At 37.6% G+C, this 18,438-nt stretch carries 19 protein-coding genes; 16 read left to right on the plus strand and 3 right to left on the minus strand.

Annotated features, from left to right (window positions below):
- The first annotated feature begins 129 nt into the window (after window positions 1–129).
- From Y7E_RS0107955 to Y7E_RS0107970, 4 genes are read left to right on the plus strand one after another with little or no spacing between them, the layout of a single operon-like run.
- Window positions 130–699: a nicotinate-nucleotide adenylyltransferase gene (locus Y7E_RS0107955; RefSeq protein WP_017150752.1), complete on the plus strand. Its 570-nt coding sequence runs from the start codon at window positions 130–132 to the stop codon at window positions 697–699.
- A complete protein-coding gene (gene yqeK, locus Y7E_RS0107960; RefSeq protein WP_017150753.1) occupies window positions 689–1,258 on the plus strand; it encodes a bis(5'-nucleosyl)-tetraphosphatase (symmetrical) YqeK in 570 nt (189 codons plus the stop codon). Before Y7E_RS0107955 ends, yqeK begins: the two co-directional genes overlap by 11 nt.
- A complete protein-coding gene (gene rsfS, locus Y7E_RS0107965) occupies window positions 1,255–1,611 on the plus strand; it encodes a ribosome silencing factor (RefSeq protein ID WP_016116389.1) in 357 nt (118 codons plus the stop codon). Before yqeK ends, rsfS begins: the two co-directional genes overlap by 4 nt.
- The gene (locus tag Y7E_RS0107970; protein WP_017150754.1) at window positions 1,608–2,357 is read left to right on the plus strand and encodes a methyltransferase domain-containing protein; all 750 of its coding nucleotides are present in this window, start codon (window positions 1,608–1,610) and stop codon (window positions 2,355–2,357) included. Before rsfS ends, Y7E_RS0107970 begins: the two co-directional genes overlap by 4 nt.
- Before the next feature lie 172 nt (window positions 2,358–2,529).
- Here Y7E_RS0107970 and comER read toward each other — a convergent pair whose 3' ends face one another.
- Complete coding sequence (gene comER / locus Y7E_RS0107975; RefSeq protein ID WP_017150755.1) at window positions 2,530–3,357, minus strand: late competence protein ComER; 828 nt, start codon at window positions 3,355–3,357, stop codon at window positions 2,530–2,532.
- An 82-nt stretch (window positions 3,358–3,439) separates the two neighbouring features.
- Here comER and Y7E_RS0107980 point away from each other — a divergent pair, with 82 nt between their 5' ends.
- From Y7E_RS0107980 to Y7E_RS0107990, 3 genes are all read left to right on the plus strand, one after another.
- Window positions 3,440–4,036, plus strand: coding sequence for a helix-hairpin-helix domain-containing protein (locus tag Y7E_RS0107980; protein WP_017150756.1), 597 nt, complete (start codon window positions 3,440–3,442; stop codon window positions 4,034–4,036).
- Window positions 4,037–4,098: 62 nt separating this feature from the next.
- Window positions 4,099–4,656 carry a ComE operon protein 2 gene (locus Y7E_RS0107985; RefSeq protein WP_017150757.1) on the plus strand — a complete coding sequence of 186 codons (558 nt, stop codon included), beginning with the start codon at window positions 4,099–4,101 and terminating at the stop codon, window positions 4,654–4,656.
- A gap of 169 nt (window positions 4,657–4,825) precedes the next feature.
- Window positions 4,826–7,150 carry a DNA internalization-related competence protein ComEC/Rec2 gene (locus Y7E_RS0107990; RefSeq protein WP_017150758.1) on the plus strand — a complete coding sequence of 775 codons (2,325 nt, stop codon included), beginning with the start codon at window positions 4,826–4,828 and terminating at the stop codon, window positions 7,148–7,150.
- 32 nt (window positions 7,151–7,182) lie between these two features.
- Here the strand turns inward: Y7E_RS0107990 and Y7E_RS30895 are convergent, their stop codons facing one another.
- Window positions 7,183–7,317 (minus strand): YqzM family protein, encoded by a 135-nt coding sequence (locus Y7E_RS30895; protein WP_001001652.1) that lies wholly within the window; start codon window positions 7,315–7,317, stop codon window positions 7,183–7,185.
- A 360-nt stretch (window positions 7,318–7,677) separates the two neighbouring features.
- Here Y7E_RS30895 and holA point away from each other — a divergent pair, with 360 nt between their 5' ends.
- Window positions 7,678–8,691, plus strand: a complete 1,014-nt coding sequence (gene holA, locus Y7E_RS0108000) for a DNA polymerase III subunit delta (protein WP_017150759.1) — start codon at window positions 7,678–7,680, stop codon at window positions 8,689–8,691.
- A gap of 354 nt (window positions 8,692–9,045) precedes the next feature.
- Here holA and rpsT read toward each other — a convergent pair whose 3' ends face one another.
- Entirely contained in the window at window positions 9,046–9,303 is a 258-nt protein-coding gene (gene rpsT, locus Y7E_RS0108005; RefSeq protein WP_017150760.1) for a 30S ribosomal protein S20, read from the minus strand.
- Window positions 9,304–9,484: 181 nt separating this feature from the next.
- Here rpsT and gpr point away from each other — a divergent pair, with 181 nt between their 5' ends.
- The 8 genes from gpr (at window position 9,485) to dnaK (ending at window position 18,401) form a co-directional block, all read left to right on the plus strand.
- Window positions 9,485–10,588: a GPR endopeptidase gene (gene gpr / locus Y7E_RS0108010; RefSeq protein ID WP_017150761.1), complete on the plus strand. Its 1,104-nt coding sequence runs from the start codon at window positions 9,485–9,487 to the stop codon at window positions 10,586–10,588.
- Window positions 10,589–10,607: 19 nt separating this feature from the next.
- Window positions 10,608–10,961 carry a DUF3679 domain-containing protein gene (locus tag Y7E_RS0108015; RefSeq protein ID WP_026049139.1) on the plus strand — a complete coding sequence of 118 codons (354 nt, stop codon included), beginning with the start codon at window positions 10,608–10,610 and terminating at the stop codon, window positions 10,959–10,961.
- A 199-nt stretch (window positions 10,962–11,160) separates the two neighbouring features.
- A complete protein-coding gene (gene lepA, locus Y7E_RS0108020) occupies window positions 11,161–12,984 on the plus strand; it encodes an elongation factor 4 (RefSeq protein WP_017150763.1) in 1,824 nt (607 codons plus the stop codon).
- Window positions 12,985–13,128: 144 nt separating this feature from the next.
- Window positions 13,129–13,503 (plus strand): winged helix-turn-helix transcriptional regulator, encoded by a 375-nt coding sequence (locus Y7E_RS0108025; protein WP_017150764.1) that lies wholly within the window; start codon window positions 13,129–13,131, stop codon window positions 13,501–13,503.
- 51 nt (window positions 13,504–13,554) lie between these two features.
- Complete coding sequence (gene hemW / locus Y7E_RS0108030) at window positions 13,555–14,694, plus strand: radical SAM family heme chaperone HemW (protein WP_026049140.1); 1,140 nt, start codon at window positions 13,555–13,557, stop codon at window positions 14,692–14,694.
- A gap of 133 nt (window positions 14,695–14,827) precedes the next feature.
- On the plus strand, window positions 14,828–15,859 hold the full coding sequence (gene hrcA / locus Y7E_RS0108035) for a heat-inducible transcriptional repressor HrcA (protein ID WP_017150766.1): 1,032 nt from the start codon (window positions 14,828–14,830) through the stop codon (window positions 15,857–15,859).
- A gap of 110 nt (window positions 15,860–15,969) precedes the next feature.
- Complete coding sequence (gene grpE / locus Y7E_RS0108040; protein WP_016116375.1) at window positions 15,970–16,539, plus strand: nucleotide exchange factor GrpE; 570 nt, start codon at window positions 15,970–15,972, stop codon at window positions 16,537–16,539.
- Between the two features lie 26 nt (window positions 16,540–16,565).
- Window positions 16,566–18,401: a chaperone protein DnaK gene (gene dnaK, locus Y7E_RS0108045; RefSeq protein WP_017150767.1), complete on the plus strand. Its 1,836-nt coding sequence runs from the start codon at window positions 16,566–16,568 to the stop codon at window positions 18,399–18,401.
- Window positions 18,402–18,438 lie beyond the last annotated feature (37 nt).

Genomic DNA, 18,438 nt, shown 5'->3' on the forward strand with positions numbered 1-18,438 from the left:
TTACGTCCGCTATGTTCGGGATTCGTTCTTGCTAATAGGGTTTAGACCAATTGAGTTTTTACGGGCAGTAATTTTTCCATATATTGTTTCGGAAAGATTACTGCTTGTGAACTAAAGGGGGCGTTTCGTTTGAAAAAGATCGGAATCATTGGCGGCACGTTTGATCCGCCTCATTATGGACATTTGTTGATTGCAAATGAGGTGTATGATGCACTCGCGCTTGATGAAATATGGTTTTTGCCGAATCAAATTCCACCTCATAAACAAGATCGCAATATTACAAGTGTGGAAGATCGATTGAACATGTTAGAGTTAGCAATTGGGAAAGAGGAGTATTTCTCGGTTTGTTTAGAAGAGCTACAAAGAGAAGGTCCATCCTATACATACGACACTATGTTACAATTAACAAAGAAGCATCCGGACGCGCAGTTTCATTTTATCATTGGCGGGGATATGGTGGAGTATTTACCCAAATGGTATAACATTGAGAAATTACTTCAGCTTGTAACTTTTGTTGGAGTTGCAAGGCCGGGTTATACATTACATACACCTTATGAAATCATAACAGTAGAAATTCCGGAATTTGCTGTTTCTTCCTCCTTATTACGAAAGAGGTATGAGGAGAAGAAAACTTGTAAATATTTGCTTCCAGAACAAGTACAGGTATATATCGAGAGGAATGGGTTGTATGAATCGTGAGGAAGCACTTGAAATTGTAAAACAACAAATGCATGAAAAACGTTATATACATACAATTGGTGTGATGGAAACGGCAATTGAACTTGCTAAACTATATGGCGTGGATGAGAAAAAAGCAGAAATGGCTGCTATATTTCATGATTATGCAAAATGTAGATCGATTCAAGAAATGGAAGACATTATTAAACAGGAAGAGTTGCCAAAAGATTTACTTCACTATAACAAAGAGTTATGGCATGCACCAGTTGGGGCATACTTAGTAGAAAAAGAAGTCGGCATTACTGACACTGAAATTCTGCAAGCTATTACATATCATACAAGCGGTCATGAAGAGATGACAATGCTTGATAAAGTTATTTATGTAGCAGATTATATTGAACCTGGCCGCAAATTTCCAGGTGTGGAAGAAGTGCGGAAATTAGCACAGGAAGATATAAATAAAGCTTTATTATTTGCATTAAAACGTACGATTCAATTTTTAATGGAAAAGAATCAAACGATCTATCCATTAACATTTCAAACATATAACGCAGTCCTGAAGGAGGAAATTACTGAATGAAAGACAAAGAGTTATTAGTATTAGCGGCAAAAGCAGCTGATGATAAAAGAGCAGAAGATATGGTGGTATTAAATATGCAAGGTATTTCACCAATTGCAGATTATTTTATTATTTGTCACGGGAATTCTGATAAGCAAGTACAAGCAATTGCACGTGAAATTAAAGCGAAAGCGCATGAATTCCAAATCGACGTACAACGTATGGAAGGCTTCGATGAAGCGCGCTGGGTTCTAGTGGACCTTGGTGATGTAGTTGCGCATGTATTCCATAAAGATGAGCGTGATCATTATAATTTAGAGCGTCTATGGGGTGACGTGCCACGTGAAGATATTACAGAAGAGTTAAGCCAATGAGATATGAGCAATTTGCATTGTTGTATGATGAACTTATGAATGATGTTCCGTATGATAAATGGGTAGAATTCACAGAGGAAAGCTTACAGCAGGCAGGCATGAAAGAGGCGAAGATTCTTGATGTAGCGTGCGGGACTGGGAATGTAACACTTCCGCTTGTGCGAAAAGGTTATGACATGATTGGCGTCGATCTTTCAGAAGAAATGCTAACGGTTGCTCAGCAAAAGCTAGGGGGAGAAGGGTATTTTATTCCTTTTTATCAACAGGATATGAGGGAATTAGACGTTCCAGGTGAATTTGATTGTGTAACAATCTTTTGTGATTCATTGAATTATGTACTGGAAGAAAAGGGGATACAAGAAACGTTCAGACGAGTGTCCCACCATTTGCGTCAAGATGGTCTGTTCTTATTTGATGTACACTCTTTATATAAAATTCATCATGTATTTCAAAATGAGACGTACACAGTTAATGGAGACGAGATAGCTCTCATTTGGAACTGCTTCCCTGGAGAAGAATCAGATAGTGTAGAGCATGACTTGTCATTCTTTGTACAGGATCCAGAGGAAGGTGTATATCATCGCTTTGATGAATGTCACGTGCAACGTGCCTATTCAGTTGAATTAGTAACAAAATGGCTTGAAGAAGCGGGCTTTACAGTGCTTCGTGTGACGGGTGATTTTGAACGAATGGAAGTAACTGAACAAACGGAACGTATCTTTTTTATGGCAAAAAAGAATGGATAAAAACAAAAGCAACCGATTAGGTTGCTTTTGTTTTGCTTAGAAAACGGTATTTTATTTATAGAAAAGTAGAAAATTAATACTTATAAAATATAAAAATAAGAGTTTGATAAAAAATAGTATGAGAAAAAGATAAGGAGTTTTAAGAGGATTTTGTACCATTGTGGCGTATTATTTACGTGTGCTTATTAAATTGTTGTTCAACGCCTTCTAGATCTTCATCATATTTCTCATGTGTTCGCTCGAATAATTTATGGAACATATCTCCGACGTGATCCTCTAAAATCTGAATGCCCTCTCCTGTAACACCGCCTTTTACACATACTTTCTCTTGCAGAGTTGGTAATGTAAAAATTTCTTTTTCTAGTAGTTTTCCCATCCCGATAATCATTTCACTTGCTAAAGTAGTTGCTTCTTCATGAGTAATATTTGTTTTATCTACAGCAGCATTAATGAAACATTGTAGTAAGTAGCTGAAGAATGCAGGTCCGCAGCTTGCGATGTCAGATGAAACTCGTGTAATATCTTCCCCGATCACAATAGGTGTAGAAATATTTTTAAACAAACGAAGTAACTTTTGTTCCCATTCTTTCGAACAGTTTTTTCCAAATGTAAATAGTGAGGCGCCAGAGAATGCTCGGTTTGTAATGCTCGGAATAATACGTACGACGTGACAAGATACAACCTTTTCTAATTGAGTTGCTGATATGGGGCTTGTAATAGAAATTAAACATTTTTCATCAGTAAAGTGAGCAGCATGTTTTTTTAAAATTGGATAGATGTCTACAGGTTTAACACAAATGAAAATAAGCTGAGAGCGTCCAATTACCTCTTGCACTGTCTTTGCTATATGAACAGAAGGATACTTCTCTTTTATATGATGTGCTTTGGCAGGTGTACGATTAATAATAGCAAGGCACGAAGGTTTGACAGCACGGGTCTCTAAAAATGCATCGATTAGTATATTCCCCATGTTTCCTGTCCCTATAATTCCTATGTTCAATGTTTCATCCCTCCTTCGTAACATCTTTCTCCTAAACAATATGAACTATGTTGTGAATTTATGAATTGGAGGTATTAAAATCATGCAGAATTTTCAAAAGAAGTGGATCGCTTTATTAGGGGCTGTTGGAGTTGTATTTATACTCTTTATGTGGCAGACGAAGCAACAGGCCATGCAACCGACCACGAAAATTGATACAAATGTGAACAGTGAAGAAAGCAAAGATAAATTGAAAGTAGCAGAATCAAAAGAACAGAAAAAAACAATCGTGATTGATATAAAAGGAGCTGTGCATCATGAAGGTGTATATGAGATGGAGATGGGCGCACGCGTAAAAGATGGGGTTGAAAAAGCAGGTGGTTTTTTACCTGAAGCTGATATGGCAAAAGTGAACTTAGCACAGCTTATGCAAGATCAAATGTTACTCTATGTCCCGAAAAAAGGAGAGCAAGTGCAGGCAGCTAATCTATCTTCAGAACAGGAGGGGAAAATTCAAATTAATGTTGCACCAAAAGAGCAACTCGAGAAAATAACGGGAATTGGACCTCGAAAAGCAGAAAATATTATGAAATATCGAGAAGAACATGGGCCGTTTCAAAAGATAGAAGATTTATTGGAGGTAGATGGTATTGGAGAGAAATCGCTTGAAAAAATAAAAGATAAAATAATTATTCCGTAAAGGATTGACGAACTTTTTCTTCTTTCGCTACACTACAAGTAGATGAAAAAGTAGGTGAAGATATGGAACGAATTTCTTGGGATCAATATTTTATGACGCAAAGCCATTTATTATCGCTGCGTAGCACGTGTACAAGGCTTGCGGTAGGAGCGACAATTGTTCGTGATAAGCGAATTATCGCGGGTGGATATAACGGTTCAATTAAAGGTGGTGTTCATTGTATAGACGATGGATGCTATGTGATTGATAATCATTGTGTTCGCACAATTCATGCGGAAATGAACGCGCTGTTGCAATGTGCTAAATTTGGTGTGAAAACAGAGGATGCAGAGATTTATGTTACGCACTTTCCTTGTTTACAATGTTGTAAAGCCATTATTCAAAGTGGTATTACAGCTGTTTATTACGCACAAGATTATAAAAATCACCCGTACGCTGTAGAATTATTTGAGCAAGCAAATGTAACAGTGAAACATGTTCCGCTCGAATATGATATTACATCGATAGAGCAACAAGAGCGTCATTTACAATTAAAAGAGCTGTTTTCATCTTTAGAAAAAGATGATTTAACAATGAATGAATTACAACAAGTATTCGCTAAAGCAAAAGAGATGCTATAAGTGTGTGTTCAAAAAGAAGGATAAAGAGTGGCGAGCAGTTCGAGGCACGGCCAGGAAAGTGCGGAGTGTAGATGAATCTATAGGAGTGTCGGACTGACGACGTAATGAAGAAATGTGACAGCTATCTGTACCGGACTTTTTGAATATTCACGATAAGGGGGAGTATGAGTTGCGTGGACAGTGGGGCTATATTGCAATCTCGTTTGTTATGGGGATTGCAATCGCCTGTTCCTCGTTTCAGTTATTATTTGTTAGTTTATTTGGTTGTTATATTTTATTTTGTATATATCGTACTTCGCGCCAAGTCCTCGTTTTTTGTATACTGACATGTTCCGGGAGTTTCTTCTATACTTCATATGTTGAATGGAAAAATCAACCTTCAAAAGGATTAAACTTTGAAGTGACAAAAGGTATAATTCAAACAACACCTCTTATAAATGGCGATCAGCTTTCTTTTCAAATAGAAGTCAATGACAGGGATACGTTGCAATTGTTTTACAAAATTCACTCAGCTGAGCAAAAAGGACAGTTGCAGAAATTATATGCGGGTATGAGCTGTACATTTAAAGGGAAAATGAAAGTGCCGCCAGAAGCACGGAACTTTCATGGATTTGATTATCGTGACTACTTACATAAGCAAAAGATTCATTTCTTATTTGAAGCGAAAGAGATTTCAAATTGTATTCAAAAATCTTTGACATTTACACAATGGATCTTTTTAATACGCCAAAACGCAGTGTCGATAGTCACAGAAATGTTTCCCGGGCAATCTGGAGCATTTATGAATGCATTGTTGTTTGGAGATCGGCAACTGATGACATTTGAAGTAGAAGAACGATATCAACAATTTGGTCTTATCCATCTATTGGCGATTTCTGGATCTCATATTGTATTGTTAATGGCAATTGGCTATTTTATTTTACTCAGGATCGGACTGACGAGGGAAATGACAACGATATGTCTTGTTGTTTGTATTCCGCTTTATATGCTTTTAGCAGGAGCGTCTCCATCTGTCATAAGAGCTTCTGTAACAGGTGTTATGTTATTGCTAGCACTTATGCATTCTGTTCGTATTTCAAGTTTAGATGCGCTTAGTATGACAGCTATATTCATGCTTTTATATGATCCTTATATGGCTTTTGATATTGGATTTCAATTTTCGTTTGTTGGTAGTTTTGCACTATTGCTGTCGGCAAATCGTCTGTTACAGCGTAATAATAGTCTGATTCAAAATACAATCTATCTTTCTATTATTTCACAACTTGCTAGTACTCCTATTTTGTTATATCACTTCGGTTATTTTTCTCCATATAGCATTTTCCTCAATCTTATATATGTTCCGTTTCTATCTTGTATTGTGTTACCATGTAGTATCGTTATTTTTCTTTGTATGTTATTTGTTCCTTTTGTGTCGACATGGCTGGCACATGGATTATCAGTATGTTTAATGTTTTCTAATGAAATTCTTCAGTATTGTGAAAACCTCCCGTTTCTTCGCCTTATTTTTGGGCAAACACCTCTATTCCTTGTGGTTTTATATTGTTTTAGTATCATTGGTATATTTGTTGTGTGGGAAAAAACGGTCAAAAAATGTATTTTGTTCATAGCCACCGGATTTTTCCTCTTTATATGTATTTGTCATTATGTTTCACCCTATTTCCGTGCTAGTGGAAGTGTGACTTTTATTGATGTTGGACAAGGGGATGCAATCTTGATTCGTCTTCCATATGACAAGGGGATCTATCTCATTGATACAGGGGGGACAATTCCTGTAAAAAAGGAAACGTGGCAGAAGAAAAAACATGAGTTTTCTGTTGGACACGATATTCTTCTTCCGTTTTTACAAAAAGAAGGGATTCGGAAAATTGATAAGTTGATTGTGACGCATGGTGATACAGATCATATGGGGGCGGCAAAAGAAATATTATCGTCTATTACTGTAGAAGAAATCGTATTTGGAAGGAAGCAGGAAGACGCGGTATTGGAAAAAGAATTGAGGAAAATGGCAAAGGGAAAGCATATACGGACAAACGTGGTTGGAGAAGGAGATGGATGGAAGATAGATGGAGCAGAATTTGTTGTGTTATCCCCGGAAGGGAAAGAAAAGGCTGATAACGATGCCTCTATTGTACTTTGGGCGAAGTTTGGGGGACTTAAGTGGCTGTTTACGGGGGATTTAGAAGAGGAAGGGGAGAGGCGTATTGTAGAACGGTATCCGGAGTTACGTGCGGATATTTTAAAGGCTGGGCATCATGGTAGTAAGACATCGTCTTCATCTCCCTTTTTGCACCTCATTCAGCCTAAGAAGGCAATCATTTCAGCTGGAGAGCATAATCGATATGGGCATCCGCATCAGCAAGTGCTAGAGCGTTTGTTAGAACTTGAAATTGAAATATGGCGAACTGACAAACAAGGAGCCGTTTTCTATGATTTTGAAGGTGAAAGTGGAACGTTTCGAAGTAAACTGACATATGATGAAGCACAGAAAAGATGAAGTAAAAAAAGAAAGGCCGCAAGCAGCGGCCTTTAAGAACCGATAAATTTAATAATTGTTGCAATAATGAAAAGTGTTGCGAAAAAACCAAATGAGACGATAAAACCTACCCCTGAATCAATAGCGTCATTGCGTTTACTTTGAACGTTTTGCTCAAACTCATTCATTTAGAATCCCTCCCCAACATTCCATTTTAGTATAAGATATTGTCAGAAAAAAATCTACAATTTCCATATGAAGATAAATAGAGGATATTTGTGTAGAAGTAGGAGATAAATCTTATGCGAGTAGAAGGTGGAAATTTGATTTCCAAGCATGCTAACAGTTAACAATTATACTTATCCAGCAGTTGTGAATAATAACAGTAAAGTGGTTACCGCACACCAATAAGAATCCCGGGACTTATTGCGTGGCGTTTTATATAGATAAAGGAATAGGTTACTTAAGCCTGTTCCTTTGTACTTGTAAAACAAAAGATAGCGCATTAGTATAGAGATATATTGCCAAGTTAGGGAGTAGGAAAAAGTATGAGTGATATACATAAGAAGATTAAAAAGAAGCAGTTTGCACCACTTTATTTAATATATGGAACGGAAGCGTATTTTATAAATGAAACAATAAAGCTTATAACAACGGAAGCGTTAGCTGAGGAAGATCGTGAGTTTAATGTTGTAACGTATGACTTAGAAGAAGCGTATTTAGAAGATGTAATAGAAGATGCGCGTACGCTTCCTTTTTTTGGGGATCGTAAAATATTGCTAATTAAATCCCCATTATTTTTAACGTCGCAAAAAGAAAAAATAGAACAAAATATAAAGATTTTAGAGGAATATATTGCAGAGCCATCTCCATTTTCGATTATTGTATTTGTAGCCCCTTATGAAAAACTAGATGAGCGAAAGAAAATTACAAAATTATTAAAGAAAACAGCAGATGTAGTAGAAGCCAATGCGATGCAAGTACAGGACGTTCGTAAATGGGTTGTGGCTCGTGCGGATGAAGTGCATGTACATATCGAGGAAGCAGCTGTTAGCTTGCTGTTAGAGCTTGTAGGGAGCAATGTAACGATGTTAGCGAAGGAAATGGACAAGTTAACCCTTTATGTTGGGATGGGTGGAGAAATCACAACAGGGCTTGTGGCGGAGCTTGTGCCAAAATCGGTTGAACAAAATGTGTTTGCGTTAACAGAAAAGGTAGTGAAAAAAGATATTGCTGGAGCTATGCAAATTTTAGACGGATTATTTACGCAGCAAGAGGAGCCAATTAAATTATTAGCGTTATTAGTGAGTCAATTTCGTTTACTGCACCAAGTGAAAGAATTACAGCAACGTGGATATGGGCAAAATCAAATTGCTTCGCATATTGGTGTTCATCCATACCGAGTAAAGTTGGCGATGAATCAAACGAAATTTTTCTCGTTTGAAGAATTGAAAAAAGTCATTTTAGAATTAGCTGAAGCTGATTATAGTATGAAAACAGGGAAAATGGATAAGAAACTCGTCTTAGAGTTTTTCTTAATGCGTTTAAATCATATTGGATAAAGTGAAACTTTAATCAGTGGGGGGTTCTTCATCTCCCGCTTATTATTAGCCCTCACCAATCGGGCTTTTATGGGCAGCCCGCCCCCACCTAACTTCTTTGCTTTTGCTGAATTTTGAGGTGGGGGTCTTACTGCCCGCGAATAGCAGGAGAAAATAAAAGAAGAGGTAGCACGTTCAGAATCGCAGGTCATTGGAGGGCTCGACCGAGAAGCGCTTTTTGCTTCGATAGAGAGGGTGAAATGGCCTGCGATTCTAGCCGCTATAGCTGGATAAACTAAAAAAGTTCATGCCATTTGCCGCGTGAACTTTTTTGTATATAAAAAAACGACCCGAATGGATCGTTTTTTAAACGCCTTACGCGTTTACTTTTTTCGCTAAGCGAGATTTTTGACGAGCTGCAGCGTTTTGGTGGATAAGACCTTTACGAGCTGCTTTGTCAAGTTTTTTAGAAGCAGTTTTGAAAGCTTCTTTAGCATTTTCAAGATCGTTATTAGTAACTAAAGCTTCTACAGTTTTAACAGCTGAACGCATGTCAGACTTGATAGAAGCGTTATGTGCACGACGCTCTTCGCTAAGTTTAGCGCGTTTGATAGCAGATTTGATGTTTGCCATACTTTTCACCTCCCTGGTGCGATCGAGTGACTCGATACTTACATAGAACAAGTGATATTCTATCAAACGGAGAAGAGAATTGCAATAGCGAGATCAATGAAATTTCATGTAAAGGAAAGAATGACCTTATATAATTTTGGGGAATCTAACTATATTTACTATGAATTACGGAGGAGATACGATGAAAGAACCATTAGATTTAAGTAAATATAGTGTTAGAACAGACCTTGCAGTAGAAGCTCATCAAATGTTACAAGAACGTCAGCAAGAACAAACAGGAATCCAAGGTGTTGTTGTAAAAGAGCGTGAAGAAGAAGGTATTACGATTACGAAAGTGATAATCGAAGAAAGTGCTTCTGAAGCGATGGGTAAAAAGCCTGGTAATTATTTAACGCTTGAAGTGCAGGGGATTCGTCAGCAAGATACAGAATTACAGCAAAAAGTAGAGCGTATTTTTGCAAAAGAATTTTCTTATTTGTTAGAAGAAATTGGAATTACTAAAGAGGCGAGCTGTTTAATCGTTGGACTAGGGAATTGGAATGTAACACCAGATGCCCTTGGACCAATTGTTGTAGAAAATGTGCTTGTGACGCGTCATCTTTTTAAATTGCAGCCTGAAAGTGTAGAGGATGGATATCGTCCTGTTAGTGCAATCCGTCCAGGTGTAATGGGGATTACAGGGATTGAAACGAGCGATGTCATTTATGGCATCATTGAAAAGACAAAACCAGACTTTGTGATCGCTATCGATGCACTTGCCGCAAGGTCTATTGAACGAGTAAATAGTACGATACAGATTTCAGATACGGGAATTCATCCTGGATCGGGTGTAGGAAATAAACGAAAAGAATTAAGTAAGGAGACGCTTGGAATCCCAGTGATTGCGATCGGTGTTCCGACGGTTGTAGATGCTGTTTCCATTACGAGTGATACAATTGATTTTATTTTGAAGCATTTTGGTCGTGAAATGAGAGAAGGAGATAAACCATCTCGTTCTTTATTGCCAGCTGGCTTTACATTTGGAGAAAAGAAGAAATTAACAGAGGAAGATATGCCGGATGAAAAAAGTCGCAATATGTTTTTAGGGGCAGTGGGGACTTTGGAAGATGAAGAAAAGCGAAAATTAATTTATGAAGTATTAGCTCCGCTTGGTCATAATTTAATGGTGACGCCGAAAGAAGTAGATGCATTTATTGAAGATATGGCAAATGTAATAGCGAGTGGTTTAAATGCAGCACTTCACCATCAAATTGATCAAGATAACACAGGTGCATATACGCATTGATGAGAAGGGACAGCCTAAGTTGAGTCGATTTACGCTTCGGTGTATGAGTTGTGTTGTGCTGTTTCTTTTTTTGATGTTAATCGGAATTGGAATCGCTAATCATGGCTTAAAAAGCATGAAAGGCTATCGGCAGCCAACGTATGAACAAGTAACTCGAATGACGGGAACTGGAAGTGGAAATGTTGATCCGGAAATTTTAGAAGGTATATTTTCAGCTGGCGAAAAACAAAAACAGTTAGAAAGTCTCAGAAGTTTTAATGTTGTAGAAGGACTAGGGATGGGAATTGCGGAATTTGCTCGAACTATCGCTAAGTTTAGTACAGATATAGTAATTGGGAAAATAAAAGACATTTTTAACCAATTGGAAGAATAAAAAGAGGTTGTCTTATAACTTTGTAAGACAACCATTTTTTTGTTACAAAAAGGTTTGTCCCGCGTGATTTACTCGCATAAGATAAAGAGAGGAAGATTTGTCTTATAAGCAGCACGAGTTTTCATTGAATCTTTGCTGCTCTATTGATATAATCAGTGCTAGTGTATATTGGCGAGACTATTAGGAGTTGAGAACATAGATGAATAAAGAAGAAAGAGCAAAAAGACAGTCCAAAATTCGTAACTTCTCCATCATTGCTCATATTGACCACGGAAAGTCAACGTTGGCAGACCGTATTTTGGAGAAAACAAATGCGTTAACACAGCGCGAAATGAAAGCTCAATTACTTGACTCTATGGATTTAGAGCGTGAGCGTGGTATTACAATTAAATTAAATGCAGTTCAATTAACGTATAAAGCAAAAGATGGTGAAGAATATATTCTTCACTTAATCGACACACCAGGACACGTCGATTTTACGTACGAAGTGTCTCGTAGTTTAGCGGCTTGTGAAGGTGCGATTCTTGTTGTTGATGCGGCGCAAGGTATTGAAGCGCAGACGTTAGCGAACGTATATTTAGCACTTGATAATAATTTAGAGATTTTACCAGTTATTAATAAAATCGACTTGCCAAGTGCTGATCCAGAGCGTGTTCGTCAAGAAGTAGAAGATGTAATCGGTTTAGATGCATCAGAAGCTGTACTTGCTTCTGCGAAAGCTGGCATCGGTATTGAAGATATTCTAGAACAAATCGTTGAAAAAGTACCAGCTCCAGAAGGTGACCCAGAGGAGCCACTTCAATGTATGATTTTTGACTCTTTATACGACCCATATCGCGGTGTAATTGCTTATATCCGTGTTGTAAACGGTACAGTAAAAGTTGGCGATAAAGTACGTATGATGGCAACTGGTAAAGAGTTTGAAGTAACGGAGGTAGGTGTATTCACACCGAAAACAACGCAGCGTAAAGAGTTGACAGTAGGTGATGTAGGATTCTTAGCAGCATCTATTAAAAACGTAGGAGACACGCGCGTTGGTGATACAATTACACATGCGAAACGTCCAGCAGCAGAGCCATTACCAGGTTACCGTAAATTAAACCCAATGGTATTCTGTGGTTTATACCCAATTGATTCTGCACGTTATAATGATTTACGTGATGCATTAGAAAAATTGGAATTGAATGATTCTGCTCTTGAGTTTGAACCAGAAACATCTCAAGCATTAGGTTTCGGTTTCCGCTGTGGATTCTTAGGTTTACTTCATATGGAAATCATTCAAGAACGTATCGAACGTGAATTCAAGATTGATTTAATTACAACAGCACCAAGTGTTATTTATAAAGTATATTTAACAAGCGGTGAAGATTTGATTGTTGATAACCCATCTAATATGCCAGATCCGCAGTCCATTGACCGTGTAGAAGAGCCGTTTGTAAAAGCTGCAATCATGGTTCCGAATGACTATGTTGGAGCTGTAATGGAAATTTGCCAAGGTAAACGTGGTGCGTTTATTGATATGCAATATTTAGATGAAACACGTGTTACGTTGACATACGAAATCCCACTTTCTGAAATCGTATATGATTTCTTTGATCAACTAAAATCAAATACGAAGGGATATGCGTCATTTGACTACGAGTTAATCGGCTATAAACCATCTAAACTTGTGAAGATGGATATTCTTTTAAATTCTGAACAAGTCGATGCTTTATCATTTATCGTACACCGTGATTCAGCGTATGACCGTGGTAAAGTAATCGTAGAAAAATTAAAAGAATTAATTCCGAGACAACAGTTTGAAGTGCCAATTCAAGCGACAATTGGAAACAAAGTTGTAGCACGTTCTACAATTAAAGCAATGCGTAAAAACGTACTTGCAAAATGTTACGGTGGTGACATTTCTCGTAAACGTAAACTTCTTGAAAAACAAAAAGAAGGTAAGAAGCGTATGAAATCTGTTGGTTCTGTAGAAGTACCACAAGAAGCGTTCATGGCTGTATTGAAAATGGACGATAACTAATGAAAAAAGGAGCCGTTTATGCGGCTTCTTTTTGTGTATAAGCATACTTTTTTAGACATCTTTCCATCTCTCCTTTACAATAGTAAGGATGCATTTTTGTGCAAGGGAAAAAGTGATGATTGATATAGAGTTAGGAGACGAATGATGTCTGAAAATATTCGAAAAGATATTCAAGAAAAGATACAAAATGGTAATTTTAATTGTGAAAAGGAATTGACTCTTTCTATTATTAGCGGAAAATGGAAAGTTGTAATTTTGTGGCATCTAGGTGTAGAAGGGCCACACCGTTTTAGTGAGTTGCAACGACTATTTCCAAACATTTCTCATAAAGTTTTATCAAATCAACTAAAAGAATTAATGGAAGATGGAATTGTCGATCGGACAGTATATCCAGAAGTGCCTCCGCGCGTAGAGTATTTTATGACGGATTTAGGCATGACGCTTTTACCAATCGTCGAAATGATGTATGATTGGGGAAAAATGCGAATGAAGCAAATTCGTAATGGGTTAGAGAAGTAAAGGAGCCTCCGAAATGCGGAGGTTTTCTTTTTAGAAAGGTAGGAGTAAAGTTTGATGCAAGCTGCATATATTCATATTCCGTTTTGTCAGCATATTTGTCACTATTGTGATTTTAATAAAGTATTTATTGAACGTCAGCCCGTTGATCAATATTTGGAGTATTTAGAGAAAGAAATAATAAATACGATTCAAAAGGTACCGTTTGAAAATATGAAAACAATTTTTGTTGGGGGCGGGACACCAACAGCACTAAATATGGAGCAGACTGAAAAGTTGCTTGCTATTATTAATCGTCGTTTGCGTCCGTTTGCTCCAAACTGTGAATTAACATTTGAAGCAAATCCTGGAGACTTACCGAAAGAAAAATTGAACCTTCTATTAGAAGGTGGTGTTAACCGAATTAGTTTTGGTGTGCAAACGTTTCGTGATGAATTGCTAGAGAAAATTGGACGTAAGCATACGAGAGAAGATGCGTTTGTAGCAATTCGTGAAGCGCAGGAAGTTGGTTTTACGAATATTAATGTCGATTTAATTTATGCATTACCAGGACAAACGATTGAAGATGTGAAGGAAACGTTAGATATCGCCTTCACGCTCGGTGTTCAGCATTTCTCTGCGTATTCTTTAATCGTTGAACCGAAAACTGTCTTTTACAATTTAATGAACAAAGGGAAATTAAGGCTTCCTGGTGAAGATCATGAGGCGAAGATGTATGAAATGGTAATGGATGAGATGGAAAAGTATGGCTACCATCAGTATGAAATTAGTAATTTTTCAAAAGAAGGCTATGAAAGTAGACATAATCTCACATACTGGAATAATGAAACATATTATGGTTTTGGAGCTGGAGCTCATAGTTATGTAAAGGGTGAGCGGATTCAAAATGTGGGCCCGCTTAAACAGTATTTTTCTAAAATCGATGAGACAGGATTTCCTTATTTAGATGTTCATATGGTAACAAAAAAAGAAATGATGGAAGAGGAGTTATTTTTAGGGCTTCGAAAAACAAAAGGAGTTTCTAAGTTAGAGTTCCAAAAGAAATTTGGCACGGGGATGGATGAAATCTTTGCAAGGCAGTTGCTATATAATAAAGAGCATGGATTACTGGAGGAAAAAGATGGTCATGTTTGTTTAACAAGGCAAGGGAAGTTATTAGGAAATGAAGTGTTTCAATCGTTTTTAGTTGATTAACTAGATGTTTCGTGTACATGAAAAAGTTTCACTATTTCGTGACGTTTCCGTTGACAATTGAATGTCAATTTTGGTAAGTTATTAATAGATTTAGCACTCAAAGATAAAGAGTGCTAACAGAGGTGATGATGAGATGCTTACGGAACGTCAGCTCTTAATTTTACAAACAATTATTGATGACTTTATTGGATCAGCGCAGCCTGTTGGGTCAAGGACGTTGGCTAAAAAAGATGAAATTACGTTTAGTTCAGCTACCATTCGAAATGAAATGGCGGATTTAGAGGAACTAGGATTTATTGAAAAAACGCACAGTTCTTCTGGACGAGTTCCTTCAGAAAAAGGATATCGATTTTATGTAGATCATCTTTTAGCACCACAGAACTTACCCAATGAGGAGATTGTACAGATTAAGGATTTATTTGCTGAAAGAATTTTTGAAGCAGAAAAGGTTGCACAGCAATCAGCTCAAATTTTATCAGAACTCACAAATTATACGGCGATAGTTCTTGGACCGAAAGTGAGTACAAATAAGCTTAAAAATGTACAAATTGTTCCGCTGGATTATCAAACAGCAGTCGCGATTATTGTAACGGATACAGGGCATGTACAAAGCAAAACGATTACCGTTCCGGAATCTGTTGATTTATCAGATTTAGAAAAGATGGTTAATATTTTAAATGACAAGCTATCTGGTGTACCGATGGCAGAATTACACAATAAAATTTTAAAAGAGATTGTGACAGTTCTGCGCGGCTATGTCCACAATTATGATAGTGCAATAAAAATATTAGATGGTACATTTCAAGTGCCTTTATCGGAAAAGATATACTTTGGCGGAAAAGCCAATATGCTTTCGCAGCCGGAGTTTCACGATATTCAAAAGGTACGCTCCTTGCTGACTATGATTGATAATGAAGCAGCGTTTTACGATATTTTGCGTAATAAACAAGTAGGTATTCAAGTGAAAATCGGTCGAGAAAATTCTTCGACTGCTATGGAAGATTGTAGCTTAATTTCTGCAACGTATTCCATTGGGGAAGAACAGCTTGGAACCATTGCAATTTTAGGGCCGACGAGAATGCAATATTCTCGTGTGATTAGTTTGTTACAATTGTTCACAAGACAATTTACAGACGGTTTAAATGGAGTGCATAAATCAAAATAATACATTCGCTCAAGCAATGAACATGATCATTGCGGGTGTGTAATATAAAAACTATGCTTGGATGCTCATGCTTAACATGAGCCCTGGTGCCTTTTAAGGAGGTGAAAGTTGTGGAAGAGCGTAACGAACAAGTAGTTGAAGAAGCGAAAGAAACGCAAACTGAGGAATCTATTACAGCGGAAAACAGTGAAGAAACTGTGGTAGAAGAAAAAAGTGAAGCGGCTCTTTTACAAGAAAAAGTAGACGAATTGCAAGCGAAATTGACGGAAACGGAAGGTCGCACACTACGTCTACAAGCTGATTTTGAAAACTATAAGCGCCGCGTTCAACTAGATAAGCAAGCGGCTGAAAAATATAGATCACAAAGTCTTGTGTCAGATATTTTGCCAGCTCTTGATAACTTTGAAAGAGCGATGCAAGTGGAAGCAAGCGATGAGCAGATGAAGTCCTTATTACAAGGGATGGAAATGGTATATCGTCAATTGCTAGAAGCACTGACTAAAGAAGGTGTTGAAGCGATTGAAGCTGTTGGTAAACAGTTTGATCCGCATGAACATCAAGCTGTTATGCAAGTAGAAGACAGCGAATTTGAATCAAACGCGGTTGTGGAAGAATTCCAAAAAGGTTATAAGCTGAAAGACCGTGTGATTCGCCCATCAATGGTAAAAGTAAATCAATAATTTACATAAATGTAGGAGGTTTCGCCATGAGTAAAATTATCGGTATTGACTTAGGTACAACAAACTCTTGTGTAGCTGTTATGGAAGGTGGAGAACCAAAGGTTATTCCAAATCCAGAAGGGAACCGTACAACTCCTTCTGTTGTAGCTTTCAAAAATGAAGAGCGTCAAGTTGGGGAAGTAGCGAAGCGTCAAGCAATTACGAACCCAAATACAATCATGTCTGTTAAACGTCATATGGGTACAGACTACAAAGTAGAAGTTGAAGGTAAAAACTACACACCTCAAGAAATTTCTGCAATCATTTTACAAAACTTAAAAGCTTCTGCTGAAGCATACTTAGGTGAAACAGTAACGAAAGCTGTTATCACAGTACCAGCATACTTCAACGATGCTGAGCGCCAAGCAACAAAAGACGCTGGTCGTATTGCTGGTTTAGAAGTAGAACGTATTATTAACGAACCAACAGCAGCTGCGCTTGCTTACGGTTTAGAAAAACAAGACGAAGAACAAAAAGTTCTAGTATATGACTTAGGTGGCGGTACATTTGACGTATCTATCCTTGAATTAGCAGATGGAACATTTGAAGTTATTTCAACTGCTGGTGACAACCGTCTTGGTGGTGACGACTTTGACCAAGTTATCATCGATCATTTAGTAGCTGAATTCAAAAAAGAAAACAACATTGACTTAAGCCAAGATAAAATGGCACTTCAACGTTTGAAAGATGCAGCTGAAAAAGCGAAAAAAGATCTTTCAGGTGTAACACAAACACAAATTTCATTACCATTCATTAGTGCTGGTGCTGCTGGTCCATTACACTTAGAATTAAACTTAACAAGAGCGAAATTTGAAGAACTTTCAGCTAACCTTGTTGAAAGAACATTAGAACCAACTCGTCGTGCATTAAAAGATGCTGGTCTTTCTCCAAGTGAATTAGATAAAGTTATTCTTGTTGGTGGTTCTACTCGTATCCCAGCTGTACAAGAAGCAATTAAACGTGAAACTGGTAAAGAACCATATAAAGGCGTTAACCCTGATGAAGTTGTAGCATTAGGTGCTGCAGTTCAGGGCGGAGTACTTACTGGTGACGTAAAAGGCGTTCTATTATTAGATGTAACTCCACTTTCTTTAGGTATTGAAACTATGGGTGGCGTATTCACAAAATTAATCGAGCGTAACACAACGATTCCAACAAGTAAGTCACAAGTATTCTCAACTGCTGCTGATAACCAGCCTGCAGTAGACATTCACGTATTACAAGGTGAGCGTCCAATGTCAGCTGACAACAAAACACTAGGTCGCTTCCAATTAACAGATATCCCACCAGCACCACGTGGTATTCCACAAATCGAAGTAACATTCGATATTGATGCGAACGGTATCGTAAACGTACGTGCGAAAGACTTAGGAACGAGCAAAGAACAAACAATTACAATCCAATCTTCTTCAGGTCTTTCTGATGAAGAAGTAGATCGTATGGTTCAAGAAGCTGAAGCTAATGCTGATGCTGACCAAAAACGTAAAGAAGAAGTTGAACTTCGTAATGAAGCTGACCAACTTGTATTCCAAACGGATAAAGTTGTAAAAGATTTAGAAGGTAAAGTAGATGCAGCTGAAGTAGCAAAAGCAACAGAAGCAAAAGAAGCATTACAAGCGGCAATCGAGAAAAATGACCTTGATGAAATCCGTGCGAAAAAAGATGCACTTCAAGAAATCGTACAACAACTTACTGTAAAATTATATGAGCAAGCTCAAGCAGCTGCTGGTGCTCAGCAAGCAGAAGGTGCACAAGGTAACGCTGGTGCGAAAAATGACAATGTAGTTGACGCTGAGTTTGAAGAAGTAAAAGAAGATAAGTAATAAAGTGAAACAAAATAAGTAAGATGACAAAAAGTCA

Origin of the sequence: Bacillus bingmayongensis, assembly GCF_000299035.1 — a bacterium.
GTDB lineage: Bacteria > Bacillota > Bacilli > Bacillales > Bacillaceae_G > Bacillus_A > Bacillus_A bingmayongensis.

Bases quoted from the DNA above. Each gene is read 5' to 3' on its own strand.
- yqeK (WP_017150753.1), top strand. From the start codon at position 689: ATGAATCGTGAGGAAGCACTTGAAATTGTAAAACAACAAATGCATGAA.
- rsfS (WP_016116389.1), top strand. From the start codon at position 1,255: ATGAAAGACAAAGAGTTATTAGTATTAGCGGCAAAAGCAGCTGATGAT.
- Y7E_RS0107970 (WP_017150754.1), top strand. From the start codon at position 1,608: ATGAGATATGAGCAATTTGCATTGTTGTATGATGAACTTATGAATGAT.
- Y7E_RS0107980 (WP_017150756.1), top strand. From the start codon at position 3,440: ATGCAGAATTTTCAAAAGAAGTGGATCGCTTTATTAGGGGCTGTTGGA.
- Y7E_RS0107985 (WP_017150757.1), top strand. From the start codon at position 4,099: ATGGAACGAATTTCTTGGGATCAATATTTTATGACGCAAAGCCATTTA.
- Y7E_RS30895 (WP_001001652.1), bottom strand. From the start codon at position 7,317: ATGAATGAGTTTGAGCAAAACGTTCAAAGTAAACGCAATGACGCTATT.
- holA (WP_017150759.1), top strand. From the start codon at position 7,678: ATGAGTGATATACATAAGAAGATTAAAAAGAAGCAGTTTGCACCACTT.
- rpsT (WP_017150760.1), bottom strand. From the start codon at position 9,303: ATGGCAAACATCAAATCTGCTATCAAACGCGCTAAACTTAGCGAAGAG.
- gpr (WP_017150761.1), top strand. From the start codon at position 9,485: ATGAAAGAACCATTAGATTTAAGTAAATATAGTGTTAGAACAGACCTT.
- lepA (WP_017150763.1), top strand. From the start codon at position 11,161: ATGAATAAAGAAGAAAGAGCAAAAAGACAGTCCAAAATTCGTAACTTC.
- Y7E_RS0108025 (WP_017150764.1), top strand. From the start codon at position 13,129: ATGTCTGAAAATATTCGAAAAGATATTCAAGAAAAGATACAAAATGGT.
- hrcA (WP_017150766.1), top strand. From the start codon at position 14,828: ATGCTTACGGAACGTCAGCTCTTAATTTTACAAACAATTATTGATGAC.
- dnaK (WP_017150767.1), top strand. From the start codon at position 16,566: ATGAGTAAAATTATCGGTATTGACTTAGGTACAACAAACTCTTGTGTA.